Genomic DNA, 18,501 nt, shown 5'->3' with positions numbered 1-18,501 from the left:
TCGAACTTCTCCAGGGAGATACCCCATGACGCTGCAGATCGGTTTCCTGTTGTTCCCCAACGTCCAGCAACTCGACCTGACCGGCCCCTACGATGTGCTCGCGTCGCTGCCGGACGTGCAGGTGCATCTGGTCTGGAAGGCACGCGGGCCGGTCACCGCCAGCACCGGCCTGGTGCTGCAGGCGACCACCAGCTTCGCCGATTGCCCGCCGCTGGATGTGATCTGCATTCCCGGTGGCGCCGGTGTCGGGCCCTTGATGGAAGACCCGCAGACCCTCGACTTCATCCGCCAGCAGGCGGCACAGGCGCGTTACGTCACCTCGGTGTGCACCGGTTCCCTGGTGCTCGGCGCCGCCGGGCTGCTGCGCGGCAAGCGCGCCACCACCCATTGGGCCTACCACCATTTGCTGGAGGCGCTGGGGGCGATTGCGGTGCAGGAACGTGTGGTGCGCGACGGCAATCTGTTAAGCGGTGGCGGGATTACCGCCGGGATCGACTTTGCCCTGACCCTGGCCGGCGAACTGTTCGGCGAGGCGACGGCGCAGCGGGTGCAGTTGCAACTGGAGTACGCCCCGGCTCCGCCTTTCGCGGCCGGTAGCCCACGGACAGCGCCCAAAGCGGTGGTGGAGGAAGCCCAGCGGCTCGCGGCCAATTCCATCAAGCAGCGCGGCGAGATAGTCGACCGGGTCGTGGCGCAGTGGCAGCAGGCCTGAAAGACAGATGCGGACTAGGGCAACCTTATCGGCCAGCTGAGCCCTGGCCGCCTCTTCGACAAACCGACGTCAGGCCGGGACTGCTTGCCCACTGGCCTGCCGGACATAGTCGATCACCGGCATCGGCTTCGTCGTCCGGGATCTTGACGCGAAACTCGGCTTCCATGGCTGCAGTCTTCGGTCTTTTCCGCATCGCCGTACATTTCCCGCCCGGCCGACAGAGTGTTCCGGTAGCTTCTACACTCTGGCCTAGCCTTCCCTCAGGAGCCTTGCAATGCACAAGACCTACACCGGCAGTTGTCATTGCGGTGCCGTGCGCTATGAAGCCGAGATCGACTTGAGCCAGGGCACCAACAAGTGCAATTGCTCGATCTGCAGCAAGACCCGCAACTGGAACGCAATCATCGCTCCCAAGGCCTTTCGCCTGCTCAGCGGCGAACAGGCGCTGAGCGACTATCAGTTCAACAGCGGCAATACCCATCACCTGTTCTGCAAGCATTGCGGCGTGCGCCCCTTCGGCCGTGGCCATGTGCAGGAAATCGGCGGCGACTATGTCGCGGTGCAAGTGATGACCCTGGACGACATCGACCTGCAGGAGCTGCTGGCGGCCCCGGTGCATTACGCCGACGGCCGCCATGACAACTGGGGGAATGTGCCGGAGGAAATCCGTCACCTCTAGCTTTTCCACAGGCGAAAAAAAACCCGCCGAAGCGGGTTTTTTTCAAGACCATTACGACATCCTGTCGCTGCATCCTTGCACATGGTCGGTCATCCATGACCCTGAGCGCGTCCTGCGCTGCAGTTGGTGAATGAAGATTAAGCCTGTCGCCCAATCGGCAACAGACGAGAAAGCTGGCAGTGCATGTAAGCCTTTCGCCATAAGCCGACTTACCAAAACCCCTAGGCCGCGCCTTCCAGGGCCTGGATGGCCAACTCCGCCACCTGCAGTTCGTGTTCCGCGCTGGCTACGTCGCCATCCTCCAGGAACCAGGCGGCGGACAACCCGGTATAGGCCAGCACCCATTGCAGCAGGCGCTTGCGCTCCAGCCCCGCAGCTTGGGCGATGACCTCGACCTGGCGGGTGAAGCGCTGCGGATCGCTGCTGGTCGGCAGGTCCGGGTTGCAGATCAGGTTGGCGAAATCGAAGCCGCGCTCGCCCATGACCCGCTTGGGATCGATCGCCAGCCAGCCGCGCGCCTCGAAATCCAACACATTGTCGTGATGGATATCGCCGTGCAGCACCACCTGTTCCCGAGGGGCCGCCAACAGTTCATCGGCGGTGGCCAGGCAGCGCAGGAAAATCCCGCCCTCGCGCCGGGCGGCCGGGCGCAGGGCCTTGAACCATTCCGGCAGGGTCAACAGCGGCGGCAAGGGTGTCGAGCGTGGCGCATGCAGGCGGGCCAGGCTGGCGCAGACGATCCGGCTGACCTCGTCGTCTTCGCCGGCCAGGGCCATCTGCATCAGCGAGCGCTGGCCCATGGCCCGCTCCATCAACAAGGCATCGCCGTGGTGCGCGTAGACCCGGGCGGCGCCCTCCCCGGCCCACCAGACCATCAGGCGGTTGCCGTATTTTTCCTCGTCGTCGAGGGCGATCTTCAGCATGGCCGGCGCGTCGTCCAGGCGCACCGGCAACAAGTGGCTGCCAGGCGTAACGATGGGCGCGCCATCGACCTGCAGGTTCCAGCGTTTCAGGTAAAACTCGAACATCCGTGACTCTTTCCGTTATGACTCGACAAAGGCCTGCAATTGACCCAGGGCATGATCCCACTGCTGGCTGATCACCTCCAGCGAACGCCGGGCTTCGGCCAGCCGGCCCGGCTCGAAGGCCCACAGGCGCTCGCGCCCCAGCTTGGCGTCGCGCACCAGCCCGGCCTGCGCCAGCACCTGCAGATGCTTGGTCACCGCCTGGCGGCTGATGGCGGTGCCGAGGGTCAACTGGGTGATCGACAGGGCGCCGCCGCCACACAGGATGGCGACGAGCCGCAGGCGGGTCTCGTCGCCCAGTGCCGCGAAGATCATGGCCGAGCCGTCCAGCGATGCCGCCACCGGCAACAGGGATGTGGAAGAAGTATCAGGGGCCAAGGTAGGTCTCGATATTGCTCATCTGCTCGTCCCAGCCGCGGCTATTCATGCGAAACGCCTTGAGCCGCCGCTCGGGCGGAATGCGGTCGAACCCCGACTCGACCACCCGCAGCAAGGTGCCGCCGTCCAGGTCTTCGAGTTCGAATTGCACCAGGGTGCTGGGCTCGGCGGAATAGTCGACTTCAGGCTCCACCGCATAAGGGTGCCAGCTGAAGGCGAACAGGTGCTCGGGCTCCAGCCGTTCCACCAGTACATCCCAGACCAGGTGTTCATACCCGGGGTAGGTAATCTGCCCCCGGGTGCGTTGCCCGACGACAAAACGCTGGCCCGCGAGCGCCACACCGAACCAGCTGCCGAAGGCCTCGGCATCGGCCAGCGCGGCCCAGACACGGGAACGGGTTGCCTTGAGCAGGATCTTTCTTTCGATGCGATCTGATGAGTTCATGGGTCACCTCCAGTGATCAAACCCTAGCTCGCTCTCGCAGAAGAGCAACCTTTAAGTTGCATTTTTCCACAAAGACGGATATGCGGTCGTCACCGGGGCTAGGATGCAAGCCAAAGACCAGTCGCCTGCCGGAACCCGGCGGCCCGCAAAACGGCCTTGATGCCCCATTAATTACCCCTCGCGAGAATCACCATGAACCCACGCTTGCTCCTGGCCCTGATGCCGCTTCTGCTGACCCCGCTGGCACAGGCCGTCGACTGTGCCAATGCCACTACCCAGACCGCCATGAACCAGTGCGCCGCCCAGCAGCACCAGGCCGCCGACAAGGAATTGAATACGCTTTACCAACGCATCACCCAGCGCCTGAAGGACAACCCGGAGGGCAAGCAGCTGCTGGTCAGCGCCCAGCGCGCCTGGGTGGCCTTTCGGGATGCGGAGTGCGGGTTCGCCGCCTCCGGGGTTGCCGGTGGCAGCGTCTATCCGTTGATCTACAGCAACTGCACCACCGACCTGACCAAGGCGCGGGTCGAGGCGTTCAAGACCTACCTCAAGTGCCAGGAAGGCGACCTGAGCTGTCCGGTGCCGGGGAATTAAATCGACGGCGATCTTGAGATTTTTCGCGAGCAAGCTTCGCTCCTACAAGGGACCGCATGCATTTGGAGTGCGGTGTCGGGGATGACATATCCCCCTGTAGGAGCGAGCTTGCTCGCGATGGCGGTATCAGCGACTAGCGCACGAACACCTGGGCCGTGGTGATCGCCATGTCCCCGCCCGGCAGCTTGATGCTGCCGATCTGCTTCAGGCTGTCGGCATCGAAGATCGCCACGTCGTTGAAGGTCCCGGCCAGGTAGATCTTGCTGCCCGCCTTGTTGAACGAAATGCAGTAGTAGGAATGCTCCAGGGTGGCGGCCTGGAGCAGTTTTTTCTGCTTGATGTCGTACTTGGCCAGGCGGTTGAGCACGCCGAACATCAGGTTCGGGTCCTTCGGCGAGCGCATGCCGCTGAAGTAGATCTCCGTCAGCGGGCCGAAGTCGGTGGTTTCGCTCTTGCCGGTTTTCAAGTCAATGCTGAACAAGCCGTACAGGTACTCGGCGGTGGCCGGGTCCTGTTTCTTGTCCTTGAACTTGGCGGCGGTGTAGAGCAGCGAGAAATCATGGCGGTAGGTCTGCTGGTTCCACACGTAGAGCACGTCCGGCGCGCTGTAGTTCGGGCGCTTCCAGTGGCGGCTGGGGATCAGCACATCGAACTTGCCGGTCTTGACATCGACCTTGTACACGTCCGGCCCAGCCACATAGAGCGTGCCGTCGTCACCGCTCTGCATGATGGTCAGTTGCCGCGGCGCCGGGAAGCTGCGCACCGGCTTGGCCTTGAGCCCGGCGTCGGTGGCATAGACGTCCAGCCGCGGCGGCTTGACCTCATAACGGTCGTTGAGCATCAGCGTCGGGTTGGCCACGGTATACAGCTCCTTGCCGTCGTGGCTGACAGTGAAGGCGAACATCGAGCGCGCCTTCTCCCCCGGTTGCTGGGTGATGCTGGCGTGGAACACCTGCTTGCAGCTGTCCAGCTCGACGCCGTAGATATCGGCGTAATGGTTGTTCAGCAGGTAGGCGACCTTGCGGTCCGGCGCCAGCTGCACGGTGCCGGGGCCGAAGGCGTCGGGCATCTTGCAGGTCTTGTACAGCGTGTCGCTGGCCAGGTCGATCACGTGCAGGTTGTTCGGGTAGTTGCTGGTGACCATGTATTCATGGCCAGCGTTGAGGGCCTTGTTGTCGGTGTTGTCGTCGGCCAGAACACCGAGGGAACAAGCCCCCAGGACGGCGGAAGCGGCCAGGCCGCAGGCATTTTTGCGAAGCATGCTGGAATCCTTCTGCTGTCCGGTCATTTGTCTTTTGGGAACACGGTGCCAAGGTTGCGCCAGTTCTCGTTGGAGGCCTGGGCGTCCTTGTTCCAGTCGGGGTAGGTGCTCATCATGTCCGGCACCTGGGCCGGCCACCAGCACGGGTCGGAGCAACCATAGAGGTCGGCCTCCATCGGCTGGCACAAGGACGACACGCCACCGAAGGCATCGATTTCCCAACCCGGGTCGGTGGTCGAGGCACAACCGGCCACCGAACTCATGGCGACCACCTCTTCGATACGGTTCTCGTCGGCGGCCTGTTCCAGCTTCTGGGCTTTGTTATTGATCGGCTTGAGATGTTTCATGTCAGTGAGCCTTGCGCGGAGTGATGTAGCTGCTGATGAACCCAGGGTTGTGGGCCATGATCCGGCTGTAGACCTCGATGCCGAAATCCACCCAGTCACGCATCAGTTCGCAATAGTGATAGGTCGGGTGCGCCGGATCGCCGTAGCGGGCATAGCTCTCGTGGTAGCAGCCGCCGGAACACAGGTTGCGGATGCGGCAGCTGTCGCAGCCGGTGTTGGTACGGTCCAGGCGCTGGGACAGGAAGTCGTTGAGCTCCACCTGCTTGACCCCGCCGTCGCGCACATTGCCGAAGGTCGGCAGCGCTGAGCCGGTAAAGCGGTGGCACAGGTTCAGCTCGCCCTTGTGGTCCACCGCCAGCATCTTCAGCCCGGCGCCACAGGGCAGCGCCTTCTTGTGGCCTTCGTGGATATCGGTGATCAGCTGGTGCAGGTTGGAGAAGCCGATATTGCGATGTTCCAGGGCTGCCTCCAGGTAACGCCGGCCCAGGCGCTTCATGCTGGCGAAGACTTCGATCAGTTCCTCGCCGGTGAGGTTGAAGCTGCTGATATCGCCCGAGGTCACCGGGGCAAAGCCGACCTCGGCGAACCCCAGCTCGTTGAACAGGTGATCCCAGATGGTTTCCACGTCGGTGACGCCAGTGGTCAAGGTCACCCGCGCGCCGACTGGGCGGCTGTCGTAGCGCGCCAGCAGCATCTGCGCCTTGCGCCGCACCACGTCGTAGGTGCCCTGCCCGCCCACGGTGATGCGGTTGCGGTCGTGCACGGTCTTCGGCCCGTCGATGCTCACCGACAAACCAAAGCGGTGGGCATTCAGGTAGTCCACCGTCTCCTCGGTGAGCAAGGTGGCGTTGGTGGTCATGACGAACTCGACGAACTTGCCCGCCTCGCGAAAACGCTTCTCGCAATAGTCGACCATGTACTCGATCAGCTTGCGGTTGCTCAGCGGCTCGCCACCAAAAAACACCACGGTGAAACGCTGTTCATCGGGGGATTCCTTGAGCAGCATTTCCACCGAGGCGATGGCTGTCTCGACGTCCATCTTCTTGCCCGCCGAGGGCTTGTCCAGGTCTTCCTTGTAGCAGTAGGTGCAACTCAGGTTGCAGCCGGTGTTGACGTTGAGCACCACAGTGTTGATCGCCGTGCGCTCGACCCGCTTGAGGGCGATCTCCGGGGTCAATGGCGAGCCGTCGCTGACCAGCTCCAGGGCAATCAGCTCGCGCAGGGTTTCGTTGATTTCCTCGCCGTTGAACCGTGCGCCGAGGCGCTGGACCAGGTCCTCCGGGGTGCAGCCGGGGCCGCGCAAGGTGTCGATGATGGTGCCGGTCAACTCGTCGCTGGCGAACAGCGAACTGCTGGGGATATGGAACAGCATGCGGTCGGCATCGACCTGCACTTCGTGCAGGTTGCGTTCGACCAGATTCAAGATAGCGCCCATTGCAAACCTCCTGTGCCGGCCCTCTTTTCGCGGGGGCCTGCGGTCATTCCGAAAGGGTGTCTCAAGCCGCGGACCGCGCCTTACGGGATGGGTGGATTGTTCCAGCGTTGCACGGTGACGATCAGATGGCCTGCGCCGGTCAGGGACTTTCCTGCGTCGTCGACGGCGGCGATCACCTTGAGGTTGCCGGCGTTGTTGGTGGACATCTTGCGTTGCGGGTTCGGCCCGGCATCGCCGGGAATGAACACGCCGCTGTCGGCCTGCATGGTGCCGGCAAACTTGACGTCTTCGTCCTCCTTGGCGCGCTCGTCGAAGGCCTCGACCTTCCACTGCGCCGGGAACACGCCGATGCGGTACGGCTTGCCATCGGCGCCCTTGCCCCAGGCTTCGGCATCGAAGCGGCCCTGGACCTTGGGCGTCGAGCCACCGCCCTCGCCGATGCGCGCCACCGAGAACTCAGGCACGACCTTGACTTCGGCGATCGTGCTGTAGACCGACAGCGTCGGGCCTTTCAGCGTGCCGAGGGTGACGTTGCGCAGGCCAGGTTGGGCATTGGCCGCCGCCTTGAGTTTGAGCTTGATCCGCTGCGGGCTCTGCTCGATGACTTCGACCACCTCCACGCCTTTGCCAAAGCTCGGCTTGCCAGTGAGGCCGCTGCCGATCAGGGTGACTTCGGTTTCACTGCCGGCCTTCAGATAACCCGGCTGCACCGCCAGCAAACGGCTGCTGCCCTGCTTGGCGGCGATAAAGTCCAGGCCGCGTTCGTCGTGCTCGGCCTCGAACATCCGGCCCTGCAATGCATTGCCTTGGGCAGCGAACACCTGGCGCATGCTCACGCCGTCGATGCTGACATTGCCGCGCCATTCGTAGCCGCTGTAGAGGATCGCGCTGCCCTCGCCGTTGAACGGGCTGCCGTCGGCGTACTGGCCCTTGACGCTGACCTTGAAGCTGTCATTGCCCTCGGCGCTGACGCTCATCACCCCGGCCAGTTCGCCCTTGCCCGGCAGGTGGCCGCTGAAGCTCCAGTCGCCCACCAGGGTCTCGGCCTTGGGCGCAGTGCTCAGCCATTTTGCCCAGGCCGGGTTGTCCAGCGGATACCGCTTGGCCAGCAGCGGCACCATCTCCTTGCGCGCCAGGTCGAACCAGTCGCGATCGCGGGACAGCGCCTGGTATTCCAGGGACGGCCATTGGCCGAGGTGGAAGTTCACCAGGCGTTCCCACTCCTGGGCCGGACGCCGTTGCAGGGCAACCCGCGCGCCGGAGTGGCAGCGGCCGCACATCTGGCTGGTTTGTTCGTCGAACTTCTCCACCGTGTTCAGGCGCCGCTCCAGGGCATAACGCACGCCATCGGTTTCGCTCGGCGCCAGGCCCTGGGTGTCGGCCAGGTACTTGACCAGGGTGCGACGATCGTCGTCGCTGATCTGCAAGCCATGCATGATCTGCATGCGGGCGATGCTCATCAGCCAGCCTTCCGGGGTCTTGCGCTGGTGGCTGATCCGGCTCAGGCCTCCCCCCGCTTCCGGGGTGTGACAGCCCTGGCAGGTTTCCTTGAGGATGGCCTGGGCATCGCGCGCCGCAAGGCTGGGAGGGGCATGCAAGGCGGCGCAGACCGCCAGCGCCAGCAGGCCGCTGGACATGCCTGCTCGGAGTGTTCTCTTGATCAAGGTCGGACCTCCACGGAGCTTTCTTATTGTTGTGCGTCGTTTTTATGGTTTCTGCCATGCCCGTCGCGCCGGGCATGGAGGCAAGAGAAACGTCTGCGGTCAGCAATACACAGAGCGTGCCAGCTTATAAATGATTTGCTTTATCAAGGGCTTGCTGGAGCTCCAGCAAGCCTCCCCCAGGCAATCGCCGGCCTGCCGCGTTTAATTTCGCGACAACTGTTCCACTCTGAGACATACACGGCGATGAGGGAACCAATCAGCCATCGCAGCGATGGCGCCAGCACGTTTCAGAATCATCCTAAAGCCTTGCCTTGGTGCGCCTGGATAGGCTCGCGAAGCTCTACAACGAGCCATAGCCCCACGGATCAGTCAACGCACAAGGATGATGTACCCCCATGCTTTCTTCCGCTCGCCTGGGCGACAAACATGTCTGCCCTCTTCCCGGTCACGGCACCACCCCGATTGCTTCCGCTTCCGGCGACATAAACATCAACTCCATGGGCGCAGCCCGAGTCGGCGACACGTGCGGCTGTGGCGCGGTCATTACCACAGGTTTTCCTTCCATTCTTCTGAACGGTCGTCCCATGGCTCACCTGGGCAGCCCTACCAGCCACGGCGGGACGATCATCAGTGGATCACCCGATACCTTCGGAGGATTCGTCTTTGGACCCACTCCAGGGGCCGCAATCATCAACTTTGCAATGCTTGGGGTGTTTCGGCCTGATGGTTCTGTCGATGATGAAAAGATGGCAACCTTGTTGGCCGACCCAAGGCTGATCGAAAAGGCCACTGCCGCGAATGCCTTGGTCGATTCGAGCGCGGCCTCCAAGGCGCCTGAAGAAAAGGTCTGTAATGATCCCGATAGGATGGAGGAGCTGGCGGCCTATATTGCGGGCGAGATGAATACCAACATCAACAGCCCGTCTGTACGCCAAATGAAAGATTTGAATAGCTTTGACCTGGCAGAGGAAGCCCGCAAATACGCCGCATTGCCTTTCTACATGAGGCTCGGCCAGCCTCCTGACTTCTATAGCTTGGCGCTAGGGAAGAAAGCGAAAGCTTTTGCTATCTGGACCGAGCGAGTCGGACAGAATCGACCCTGGGACCACAAGCCAAAGTTATTAAAACTATTTGACGGAGAGGTACGGCATAAGCAAGGGGACTATGACTATTACTACGACATTTGGTCGAACATCCACTATGGCTATGTGGGGTTGGCGGGTGGGTTTTCAGAGAGCGCCCTACTAGATGGGGCCGGAGCTGAGCAAATCGTTTCAGATTCACTGCGAAAGATCCAGAAGTGGAATGAACGCAGGGGGCCGCAGCGATCCGCAGGCATTGATGGGCTTCGGGCTTGGGACGATGTCCCCGACCGTATATCAATCAACATAGGGATGAAGCTTTATCGCCAACACCCTAGTGGAGGCATCACGGCAAAGATGATCATGGATGAAGTTCTTGCAATTACACCAGAGGAATGGGGGGATGGTGCCATTGTCCACAAATGTAAAGAAATCTAGAACTCGGTATGTCAGGCGAATGCTTTTACTTCTCCTGCTTGCCCCTGTCGCATTTTGGTACGTGGCAACCCCCACAGTGTCCGTCTATTACTCCCAAGACGGAAAAGAGGAGCTTCGATACATCTGGAATACACAGCACAGGATATATAGGGGGGGCATCCATCCAGGGGAGTCCACTGGAGATAACGGATTCATTTTTCCTGATGATGAGTTTTTTATGATGTTTTACTGGCGGAGCAAGACGGGTAGAGACCACTGCGTAGGAATCACGCCCAAGTGGCCAAACACAAAGATTTACCTCGACCTGAACGGCAACATTGACACAAGCAAAGGAAGTGGCACGGATACTGAGCGCTTGGGGCAGTGTAAGCACGACAGGGCCAAACCTTAAGCTGCGCCAGTACCGTTATGTGGTCACCTGCCACTACCTCCAGCGCAGCCCAAAAGTAGCACGCAGACGACATCCCCAAGGCCTTTGTACCTGTTTGCAACCCCAAGCTCAGGTGCATTAGGAATAAATCCCACACCACGAACCGCCCTGTTCTCGATCAAGGCGTCTTCGCCCTGCTACGATGCCTGGCTTAACCGCTTCAGCCATCGGCCCTGACAGGAATCGCGCCATGCTCAATGCCCTGCTTTTCGATCTCGACGGCACCCTGACCGACACCGACCAACTGCACCTGCTGGCGTTGCAGCAGTTGTTGCTGGAGGAAGATGGCCGGGTGTTCACCCATCAGGAGTTCGAGGCCCATGTCAGTGGCCAGGCCAACGCCAATATGTGCCGCTATCTGTTTCCGCAGCGCTCGGTGGCCGAGCATGAGGCCTTTGCCGACCGCAAGGAGGCGCGCTTTCGCCAGTTGTCGCCGCAGCTGACGCCGATGCCGGGCCTGTTGCGCCTGCTGGATTTCGCCCGGGAACGCGACATCGGCGTGTGCGTGGTGACCAATGCGCCACGGGCCAACGCCGAGCACATGCTGGACGTGCTGGGGCTGAGCGATCGCTTCGACACCGTGCTGGTGGCCGAGGAGCTGCCGCGGGCCAAGCCCGACCCGCTGCCCTACCTCACCGGCCTGGAATGCCTGGGTGCCTGCGCCGAGGCCGGGATTGCCTTCGAGGACTCGATCCCCGGCCTGACTGCCGCGGTCGGGGCCGGGATCTTCACCGTCGGCCTGGCCACCAGCCAGAGCCCCGAGGCCCTGCTGGCCGCCGGCGCCCATCTGGTGGTCGAGGATTTCAACGACCCGCAACTGTGGGCGGTGATCGAGCGGATGCTCGGCTCGCGCTGAGACCGAGTTAAGCCCGGTCTGACCGAGCAACTCAGAAATAACCTAAGGCTTTTTCAGTTGTGTCTGATGGTCCGGCGCGCGTTGGCTCTTGAAGATAGCGCCCCGCACGCCTGTCGTATCAAGGACCTTCATGAACGCCCTCACCTCCCTCCCCCTGCTGGCCCTGCTTGGCCTTGCAGCCAGCACGGGCCACGCCCAGGAAGCCCCCGAACCGGCCCCGCCGGAAGCCACCAGCAGTTGCCTGACCCGCGGCGAGGCCATCAAGGGCAGCCTGGAAAAACTCCTGCCCGACCCTGAATACCGCCAGCTGGCCGGCCTGCAACGGGCGCTGGAACCCCTCAGCCGCTATTGCGACGGCCTGCACTTCGAGCACAACCCGCCCCTGCGCCAGGCCGAGTACCAGGTGATATTGCGCCAGATGGAACTGGACGCCGCGCAGCGTTATGGCGACCCGCGCATCATCGACAAGCGCAAGGCCCGGCTCACCCACGCCCTGCAAGTCCTGCAATACGCCCTCGGCGCCCACGACAACTGAAGCGGGTTCATGCCCGATGAGCGTCGTCACCGGCTCGCTTCGACGAGCCTGCTCCAGCGCCAGACTTTTTCCCAACAGATTCAACGATCTGCAAAATCCGCTCGGGAGCATCCAGAATTTCTCGCAGACGGGAATGCAACCAATTGTTATGCAAGGAATTTTCTAACATTTAGCTAAGATTGTTCTGACTCGTGCCGATGGGTTTTGTAGGACACAGGGAGCAATCTGGAAATGAGAAACAATCAGCCCGTTACACAACGTGAAGTGGCTCTGGGGTCGAACCAGAAACTCATCTCCACCACCGACGCCCGTGGCGTCATCAGCTACTGCAACGATGCCTTCGTGGATATCAGCGGTTTCCACCGCGATGACCTGATCGGCGCTCCACAGAACATCGTCCGTCACCCCGATGTCCCCCCCGCGGTATTTGCCCATATGTGGGCGGCGCTGAAACAGGGCCAGCCGTGGATGGGCATCGTCAAGAACCGCTCGAAAAACGGCGACCACTACTGGGTCAACGCCTACGTCACGCCGATTTTCGAGGGCAGCCGGATCCTCGGCTACGAATCGGTCCGGGTCAAACCCAGCGCCGAACAGATCCGCCGCGCGCAAGACCTCTACCAGCGCCTCAACCGCCAGCAGCCAGCCATCCCCCGCCGGCATCGCTGGCAACCGGCCCTGCTGGGCTGGGCGCCCTTCCTGGCCACGGGCCTGGCCGGTGGCCTGAGCGGCCTCTGGCTGGCGCCGCCTTTGGCGCTGGCGGTGGCCGCCGGGCTCTCCGTACCCCTGGCGCTGCTGGCGATACAGCGCCAGAACAACGCCGCCCGGCGCCTGCTGCAACTGGTCGACTCGTCCACCTGCGACCCGTTGATCGCGCAGATGTACAGCGACGCCCACGGCCCCCAGGCCTGCCTGGAAACCGCCTTCGTCAGCCAGGATGCGCGGCTGAAAACCTGCCTCACCCGCCTGCAGGACAGCGCCGAACACCTCAATGCTCTGGCCAGCCGCTCCGACACCCTGGCCAGCGACAGCTCCCGTGGCTTGGACCGCCAGCGCGTGGAAACCGAGCAGGTGTCCGCCGCGGTCAACCAGATGGCCGCCACCACCCAGGAAGTGGCCAGCCATGTGCAGCGCACCGCCGACGCCACCCAGGCCGCCAACCAGTTGACCGGGCGCGGGCGCGAAGTGGCCCGCGATACCCGTGAAGCCATCGAACGGCTGTCCCAGGTGGTTGGCGAAACCGGGCAGAACGTGGCGCAACTGGCCAGGGACAGCGACGAGATCGGCACCGTGGTCGATGTGATCAAGGGCATCGCCGACCAGACCAACCTGCTGGCGCTCAACGCCGCCATCGAAGCGGCCCGCGCCGGCGACATGGGCCGCGGTTTCGCCGTGGTGGCCGACGAGGTGCGCCAGCTGGCCCAGCGCACCGCGCAATCCACCCAGCAGATCCATGAGCTGATCACCCAGTTGCAGAGCTCCTCGCAAAACGCCGTGCAGAGCATGCAAAGCGGCCAGCGCCAGGCCGAGGAAGGTGTGGCCCGGGTACTGGAGGCGGACCAGGCGCTGCTGGGCATCAGCGAGGCGGTGGCCAACATCACCGACATGACCACCCAGATCGCCGCCGCCACCGAAGAGCAAAGCGCTGTGGCCGAGGAAATCAGCCGCAATATCAGCACCATCGCCCAACTGGCCGACCAGACCTCGGAGCAGGCCCATCACTCGGCCGAACTGAGCAAGGAACTGACCCAGACCGCCACCACCCAGTACTCGCTGGTGGAGCGGTTCAACCCTTAGGTTCGGGGCGGTTTGTGCCAGGTTAGAAAAATGCAGTTCACCTGAGTCACCAGCCGAAGGCCTGGGATGCTCAAGGCGGCGCTCAGGCCCAATAAAACGGCGCTTTCCCATCTCGGGTAAGCGCCGTTTCTCCTTGAGTGAACGGCATCATGCCAATCGACGTGGAGCCTTTATCCAGGCCGTTTGGTACCCCGGCGTATCTTGGCGGGATGACGCGTCCATCCCCTGGGGCGAGGTTCAATTCCGGGGAATGAAACCGACGCCTGTGAATGACCTCTGGGGATTTCCGCGCTCGACGCCATGATGGAAATCACGGCGTTGCAGGCGCATGTCCATTCGCGCCGCCTGCTCGATGGCGGCAATGCGCTGATTGATCAGCAAAATCGCCATGCGCCGGTTGTCGTGCTGGCTGCGTTCAGACTGCACCTTCACGCTGATGCCGGTTGCCAGGTGGGTCGCGCGTACCGCCGAATCGGTCTTGTTGACATGCTGCCCGCCGGGACCAGAGGCGCGCATGGTTTCAAAACGAATCTGGCTTTCCTGGTGTTGCTCCGGCGCCGTAAAAACCTGGCCGGCGAAGAACCAGTTCTTGCGTTTGTGCCCAGGCCGGTAAGGGCTCTTGCAGACCCAGAGCAACGTACCGCTCCAGCGCCTGGCAACGCTTGCCGCCTGATCGCCGCTGAGGCCGATCAACACCGATTTGTACGTGCCCTGGCCGGCCCCGGGCTCGCTTTCAACGATGCTGATCCTGACCTGCTCCGCCTCGGCTTCAGTATCGAGGCGTTGCAAGGCCTTGGCCACGGCCAGTTCACACTCCGCCGGTCCTTGCGCCGAGGATAGCTGTAACAAAATCATCAGCAGCATCCCCGGCGCTTGTAGGTCAGTATCGGTTTGAGGCGAGCGATGATCCTGATCAGGCCGGCCTCAAGCAGGCTGCCGACCACACTGTCGATGCTCTTGTAGGCCTCGGGTGCCTCCTCGTACATGAGCCCACGGTCTTCGCAGATCACCCGGCTACCGAGTGCCGTGCGCTTGAGCTGGTCGAAGCTGAACCGTGAAGCCAGGCGCCCCTTGCAATCGCCACGAATCCACTTTCGACCGGCGCCATGGGCCAGTGAATACAAGCTGGCGGCTTGTGGTACAGGCTGCACCAGATAGCTGTAGTCGCCCCGAGAGCCGGGGATGACGACCACGCCTTGATCGGAAGGGGTCGCCCCTTTGCGGTGGATCCAGCCCGAGACACCTTCGACTGTCGCGGGCGAAACCAGGTTGTGGTTGATGTCCAGGGCCGAGCGGCCTCGAGCCCGCAGATTCACCAGGATGCGTTCGGCGATCAGGCGCCTGTTAGCTTGTGCAAAGCGCAGGGCTTCGTCATGACGTTGCAGATAGTCGATCCCGGCTTCACTGTCGACCGCAATGCCGTCATGACCGTGCCGATCGATGTGTAGACGCAGAATGGCCTCACCCAGCCCACGGGAGCCACTGTGAACCAGCAGCAGGAGCGACTTGGGGTCCAGCTCCAGCGCCTCCATGAGCTCGCTGGAGTGAACTTCGTCGATTTGTTGCAGCTCGGCGAAGTGATTGCCGCCACCAATGGTTCCCAAGGCATGTTCATGGCCGGTGGCAAAGAATCCCAGTTGTGCCAGGTCCTCTTGCCAATGTTCATCCAGCACAGTGTCGATGTTGCCGATTTTCTTTTCGAGCTTGTCGAGGTTCAGCCTGGTACTGGAAATATCCGTCTGCCATAGCGCCATGCCGCAGCCGATATCGTTTCCCACCAGCGCGGGGTAAAGGATCCCGGTAGAGAAGAATGCCGCGCCCACCGGATAACCCCGGCCCGGGTGCAGATCTGGCATGCCGACCACGCGTTGCATGCCCTGGAGTTTTGCAGTTGTTTGAAGTTGCTGGATCGCTTGATCTTCGATCCAGGTGCTGTCGGAGGCGACAAGTGATACGCCGGCCGACAAATTGCGGATGCAATTGTCCATGTCCAATTCCTGATTGGCGAAAAAATAGAGTCAGGGAGTGGCAGGTCGAATCCGGGTTAAGCGAGGTGCTAAGTATTAGCGGGTACAGCGTTTAAACCAGGCACGTCCTGCAAAGATCGATCAGGTATTTCATGGTGGATCTCCTTTGCTGAAGTGTGGGAAGGGGCGCGAAGATTAATCCGCGCGTAGCCATTCTGACAATGGGCAATGATAGTTTTTTTATCTGGCAGGGCCTGAGGCTGGTGAGCCAGCCCAGGCCTGAATGGACCAGGTACTGGGCGGACAACGGCAGCTCAGCTGCAAACGGGAGGTGCTGATCGAGGGAGGAAATACGCTGGAATAACGGCGCGAGCACATGGCAGGCAAGAAGCCCGCCCGACACCCCGGATGCGCCGAGGTGCCCCTTATACGGGCGAGCGCGGGAACTATAAATCCAGTGACCGGCAGCCTCTATCAGGCAAGTCTTAAAATGCCGCCTGCGGGCTCATCTCCCTTGCCTCACTGCTCCTCGGCCTTCTGCTCCTTGCAGTCCTTGAGCAACTGCTGTTCCTTGGCGGTGTGGTCGGCTTCCAGGAAGCTCAACAGGCCGCTGTCGCCCTTGGTGTGCCAGCGGTAGCTGTTCTGCTCGTCGTCGGCGACATACAGCGCGCCGGAGCCGGAACGGGCGATATGCATCGGGATCAGCTGGCCCTTGTAATACAAGGTGGCGAACGAGGCGCCGTTTTCGATATTCAGGTACGCCGCCTGCACCTCTACCCCACCCTCGCAGCGGTAGCTGGCCAGGCTGCTCTGGTGCGCCGGCAGTTCCGGCTCGGCCGGGGTCGCCGCGGCCTGGGCGAAAAACGGCGCCAGCAGCAAGGTGGTTCCCAGAATCGTTGAAGTCTTCATGCACATCTCCTTGTTCAATGCCCTTTTACGACGAATCCGCGCCCCATAAGTTCAGGCCGGATTGAACGAGGAACTGACCCGGAGCACGACGGCCCGGTACTCGCGGGGCGCCGTTTGCCATGAAGGCCGCCCTGGGCCAATACCGCCCACACGATTCGCGCCCGTTTGTTCGCCAGTGCGCCTGACACGGCATTGGCGTGTCGGCGTTTTGGCAGTTCCCGGAACCATGGCCCAAAAGCCTCTTCCCGCCTATCGCGATGCCGCCTGATGGCCCGCGCACCCTGGGTGGGTCAGTAGCGTTTTGAGATTCGTCTGATCCCTCAGAAAATCCAAAATCACTAGTATGATCAGGCAATTACATGCGGCGAAAACCATACCACCACCTGCACTGATTTATTAACACTCTACAAGGAGAAGAGGCACCTCCATGTCTCTTTCATTGCTTTCGAGAAACGTCATGAAAAACCACCTTGCCATGAGTGTGACGCTTGCCGGGTGTCTATCGTTGTTTTCCGCGCACTCCCATGCCGGTATCTCATTGGATAGCACCCGAGCGGTACTGGCCGGGCCGAAGAAGGAAGCGTCCATTCTGGCGCTGAACTTCGCCATCGAGGGGGCGGCCTCCTTGGTTCCAGGCGGAACAACAAGGATCGAGTTCGAGAGCATCGACAACAAAGGAATGCCTGTTCAGCACTCGAGCAACATTTCCATCTGAGCCTATATGCAAGCCCAGAACCCTTCGCTTATCGCTTAACCCAGCATCGTGTCATCGGCTGAATATCACTTCTTGGTAACCCACACACACTTCGCCAATGATCTGCATCCAACAAAAGAATCATTTCCGAACGAATGGAGCCAAGGATGCGGGAGAACGATTCATCCACGAACTCCATTCAAGGTCGATCAGAGAGAAACAGGCAATGAAGACCGCAGCAAGAGAAATAGTCAGCGCCCTACTCATCGCACCGCAACTTTTCGTAATAGTCCTTATGGCCATCGCCGTGTCACCGTCCGCAAGCGCTCTGGATGCATTTGGGCAGGAGCTGTCGGTCCCGAGGAACGTGGCCATAGGAACCATACTGGCTCGAGAGTACTTCACTCCGCAGCAGATATGCGGCCAATCGAAGTGCCCTACCGCGCATCTTTACACCTACCCAAATGGAGGCGCATCAACCTCATATTTGACAGAAATCACCACGAATGTCTCGGGCATATCGACCCGTTTGTTGGTCAATGGCAAAGCCCACGCAACTGGACCGATCCGGGACGGGATCAGCCAGCCAATCGAAATACAGTTACTCAGCGATAATCGACCCAATCTAGGAGGCTCCCTTGGTGGTGCCCGCTACTACAACATCGCCTATGCTGCAGGCTCTACCGGGTTCCACATCCCAGTCTACCTGAAGGGCACTGTCACCCCTATCGACGGCACCTGCTCGGTGCCGAGCCAGACGGTGAAGCTCCCCACGACCGTGCTGAACCACCTGGACCGCATCGGCTCGACAACCGGCACCCAGAGCTTCCAGCTCAGGATCAACGATTGCCCGAAGGGCTATAACCGGATTGGCTATACCCTTGACCCGGTTGGCGGCGCGATCGCGAACTCGCCAGGGGTGTTGCCGCTTGCCAGCGGTTCGACCGCGAGCGGTGTGAAGATCCGGGTCGAAAACGCCCAGGGTGCTCCAGCAACCATGGGTACTTCGATAAAGGTCGATGGATACAACAAGGCGGAAGGTGGTTCGTTTGCAATTCCGATGCAGGCGTCCTACATCCGAACCGACGCGGTCGCCAAAGCGGGAACGGTAAAGGGGGCGATGACCGTGTATCTGGATTACCGATGACCCTTCCTGCTCGCAAGCACAATACAGCCCAGTGCCCGAGCCGCAAACAGGCGCCCAAGGCCATCACCTACGACGCGGCCTGGCAGTGCCACGCCGAACAAAGGCG

General features: G+C 61.5%; 20 protein-coding genes and 1 pseudogene. 11 read left to right on the top strand and 10 right to left on the bottom strand.

Annotated features, from left to right (window positions below):
* Window positions 1-25 precede the first annotated feature (25 nt).
* Together inhA and ACTJKT_RS28535 are read left to right on the top strand one after the other, a co-directional pair.
* Entirely contained in the window at window positions 26-712 is a 687-nt protein-coding gene (gene inhA / locus ACTJKT_RS28540) for an isonitrile hydratase (protein ID WP_053280149.1), read from the top strand.
* A gap of 274 nt (window positions 713-986) precedes the next feature.
* Window positions 987-1,391, top strand: coding sequence for a GFA family protein (locus ACTJKT_RS28535; protein ID WP_440789694.1), 405 nt, complete (start codon window positions 987-989; stop codon window positions 1,389-1,391).
* Window positions 1,392-1,612: 221 nt separating this feature from the next.
* Here ACTJKT_RS28535 and ACTJKT_RS28530 read toward each other — a convergent pair whose 3' ends face one another.
* From ACTJKT_RS28530 to ACTJKT_RS28520, 3 genes are read right to left on the bottom strand one after another with little or no spacing between them, the layout of a single operon-like run.
* The gene (locus ACTJKT_RS28530; protein ID WP_440789692.1) at window positions 1,613-2,419 is read right to left on the bottom strand and encodes an aminoglycoside phosphotransferase family protein; all 807 of its coding nucleotides are present in this window, start codon (window positions 2,417-2,419) and stop codon (window positions 1,613-1,615) included.
* 15 nt (window positions 2,420-2,434) lie between these two features.
* Complete coding sequence (locus ACTJKT_RS28525; protein ID WP_440789690.1) at window positions 2,435-2,794, bottom strand: ArsR/SmtB family transcription factor; 360 nt, start codon at window positions 2,792-2,794, stop codon at window positions 2,435-2,437.
* Window positions 2,784-3,239: an SRPBCC family protein gene (locus tag ACTJKT_RS28520; RefSeq protein ID WP_440789688.1), complete on the bottom strand. Its 456-nt coding sequence runs from the start codon at window positions 3,237-3,239 to the stop codon at window positions 2,784-2,786. Before ACTJKT_RS28520 ends, ACTJKT_RS28525 begins: the two co-directional genes overlap by 11 nt.
* Window positions 3,240-3,431: 192 nt before the next feature.
* Between ACTJKT_RS28520 and ACTJKT_RS28515 the strand changes: the two genes are divergently transcribed.
* A complete protein-coding gene (locus ACTJKT_RS28515; RefSeq protein ID WP_440789686.1) occupies window positions 3,432-3,833 on the top strand; it encodes a lysozyme inhibitor LprI family protein in 402 nt (133 codons plus the stop codon).
* Between the two features lie 133 nt (window positions 3,834-3,966).
* Here the strand turns inward: ACTJKT_RS28515 and peaD are convergent, their stop codons facing one another.
* The 4 genes from peaD to peaA all read right to left on the bottom strand — a co-directional run bounded on the left by peaD (window position 3,967) and on the right by peaA (window position 8,537).
* Complete coding sequence (peaD, locus tag ACTJKT_RS28510; RefSeq protein ID WP_440789684.1) at window positions 3,967-5,094, bottom strand: quinohemoprotein amine dehydrogenase subunit beta; 1,128 nt, start codon at window positions 5,092-5,094, stop codon at window positions 3,967-3,969.
* Between the two features lie 23 nt (window positions 5,095-5,117).
* Entirely contained in the window at window positions 5,118-5,441 is a 324-nt protein-coding gene (gene qhpC / locus ACTJKT_RS28505) for a quinohemoprotein amine dehydrogenase subunit gamma (protein ID WP_007921889.1), read from the bottom strand.
* A 1-nt stretch (window position 5,442) separates the two neighbouring features.
* Window positions 5,443-6,876: a quinohemoprotein amine dehydrogenase maturation protein gene (gene peaB, locus ACTJKT_RS28500; protein WP_440789682.1), complete on the bottom strand. Its 1,434-nt coding sequence runs from the start codon at window positions 6,874-6,876 to the stop codon at window positions 5,443-5,445.
* 80 nt (window positions 6,877-6,956) lie between these two features.
* Window positions 6,957-8,537, bottom strand: a complete 1,581-nt coding sequence (gene peaA / locus ACTJKT_RS28495) for a quinohemoprotein amine dehydrogenase subunit alpha (RefSeq protein WP_440789716.1) — start codon at window positions 8,535-8,537, stop codon at window positions 6,957-6,959.
* Window positions 8,538-8,935: 398 nt separating this feature from the next.
* On the opposite strand from peaA, the gene ACTJKT_RS28490 reads away from it, so the two are divergent.
* From ACTJKT_RS28490 to ACTJKT_RS28465, 6 genes and pseudogenes are all read left to right on the top strand, one after another.
* Window positions 8,936-10,060 carry a polymorphic toxin type 44 domain-containing protein gene (locus ACTJKT_RS28490; protein ID WP_440789680.1) on the top strand — a complete coding sequence of 375 codons (1,125 nt, stop codon included), beginning with the start codon at window positions 8,936-8,938 and terminating at the stop codon, window positions 10,058-10,060.
* A gap of 19 nt (window positions 10,061-10,079) precedes the next feature.
* Complete coding sequence (locus ACTJKT_RS28485; protein WP_440789678.1) at window positions 10,080-10,451, top strand: hypothetical protein; 372 nt, start codon at window positions 10,080-10,082, stop codon at window positions 10,449-10,451.
* A 229-nt stretch (window positions 10,452-10,680) separates the two neighbouring features.
* Window positions 10,681-11,346, top strand: coding sequence for an HAD family hydrolase (locus ACTJKT_RS28480; protein WP_440789676.1), 666 nt, complete (start codon window positions 10,681-10,683; stop codon window positions 11,344-11,346).
* A gap of 130 nt (window positions 11,347-11,476) precedes the next feature.
* Window positions 11,477-11,881 carry a DUF1090 family protein gene (locus tag ACTJKT_RS28475; protein ID WP_440789674.1) on the top strand — a complete coding sequence of 135 codons (405 nt, stop codon included), beginning with the start codon at window positions 11,477-11,479 and terminating at the stop codon, window positions 11,879-11,881.
* A 231-nt stretch (window positions 11,882-12,112) separates the two neighbouring features.
* Window positions 12,113-12,424 (top strand): annotated as a pseudogene (locus ACTJKT_RS28470) (PAS domain-containing protein); the annotation flags it as partial.
* A gap of 336 nt (window positions 12,425-12,760) precedes the next feature.
* A complete protein-coding gene (locus tag ACTJKT_RS28465) occupies window positions 12,761-13,678 on the top strand; it encodes a methyl-accepting chemotaxis protein (protein ID WP_440789714.1) in 918 nt (305 codons plus the stop codon).
* A gap of 237 nt (window positions 13,679-13,915) precedes the next feature.
* Here the strand turns inward: ACTJKT_RS28465 and prfH are convergent, their stop codons facing one another.
* The 3 genes from prfH to ACTJKT_RS28450 all read right to left on the bottom strand — a co-directional run bounded on the left by prfH (window position 13,916) and on the right by ACTJKT_RS28450 (window position 16,554).
* On the bottom strand, window positions 13,916-14,533 hold the full coding sequence (gene prfH / locus ACTJKT_RS28460; RefSeq protein ID WP_440789712.1) for a peptide chain release factor H: 618 nt from the start codon (window positions 14,531-14,533) through the stop codon (window positions 13,916-13,918).
* A complete protein-coding gene (locus tag ACTJKT_RS28455; protein WP_440789672.1) occupies window positions 14,533-15,666 on the bottom strand; it encodes an RNA ligase RtcB family protein in 1,134 nt (377 codons plus the stop codon). Before ACTJKT_RS28455 ends, prfH begins: the two co-directional genes overlap by 1 nt.
* A 498-nt stretch (window positions 15,667-16,164) precedes the next feature.
* Entirely contained in the window at window positions 16,165-16,554 is a 390-nt protein-coding gene (locus tag ACTJKT_RS28450) for an MliC family protein (RefSeq protein WP_440789670.1), read from the bottom strand.
* A 427-nt stretch (window positions 16,555-16,981) separates the two neighbouring features.
* Between ACTJKT_RS28450 and ACTJKT_RS28445 the strand changes: the two genes are divergently transcribed.
* A complete protein-coding gene (locus ACTJKT_RS28445; protein ID WP_440789668.1) occupies window positions 16,982-17,269 on the top strand; it encodes a hypothetical protein in 288 nt (95 codons plus the stop codon).
* A gap of 205 nt (window positions 17,270-17,474) precedes the next feature.
* Window positions 17,475-18,395 (top strand): fimbrial protein, encoded by a 921-nt coding sequence (locus ACTJKT_RS28440; protein ID WP_440789666.1) that lies wholly within the window; start codon window positions 17,475-17,477, stop codon window positions 18,393-18,395.
* Window positions 18,396-18,501: the final 106 nt, after the last annotated feature.

Origin of the sequence: Pseudomonas sp. 22526 (genome assembly GCF_052044735.1) — a bacterium.
Lineage (GTDB): Bacteria > Pseudomonadota > Gammaproteobacteria > Pseudomonadales > Pseudomonadaceae > Aquipseudomonas > Aquipseudomonas piscium.
Note: the sequence above shows the minus strand (reverse complement) of the source record. Positions and strands in the feature narration are given on the sequence as shown.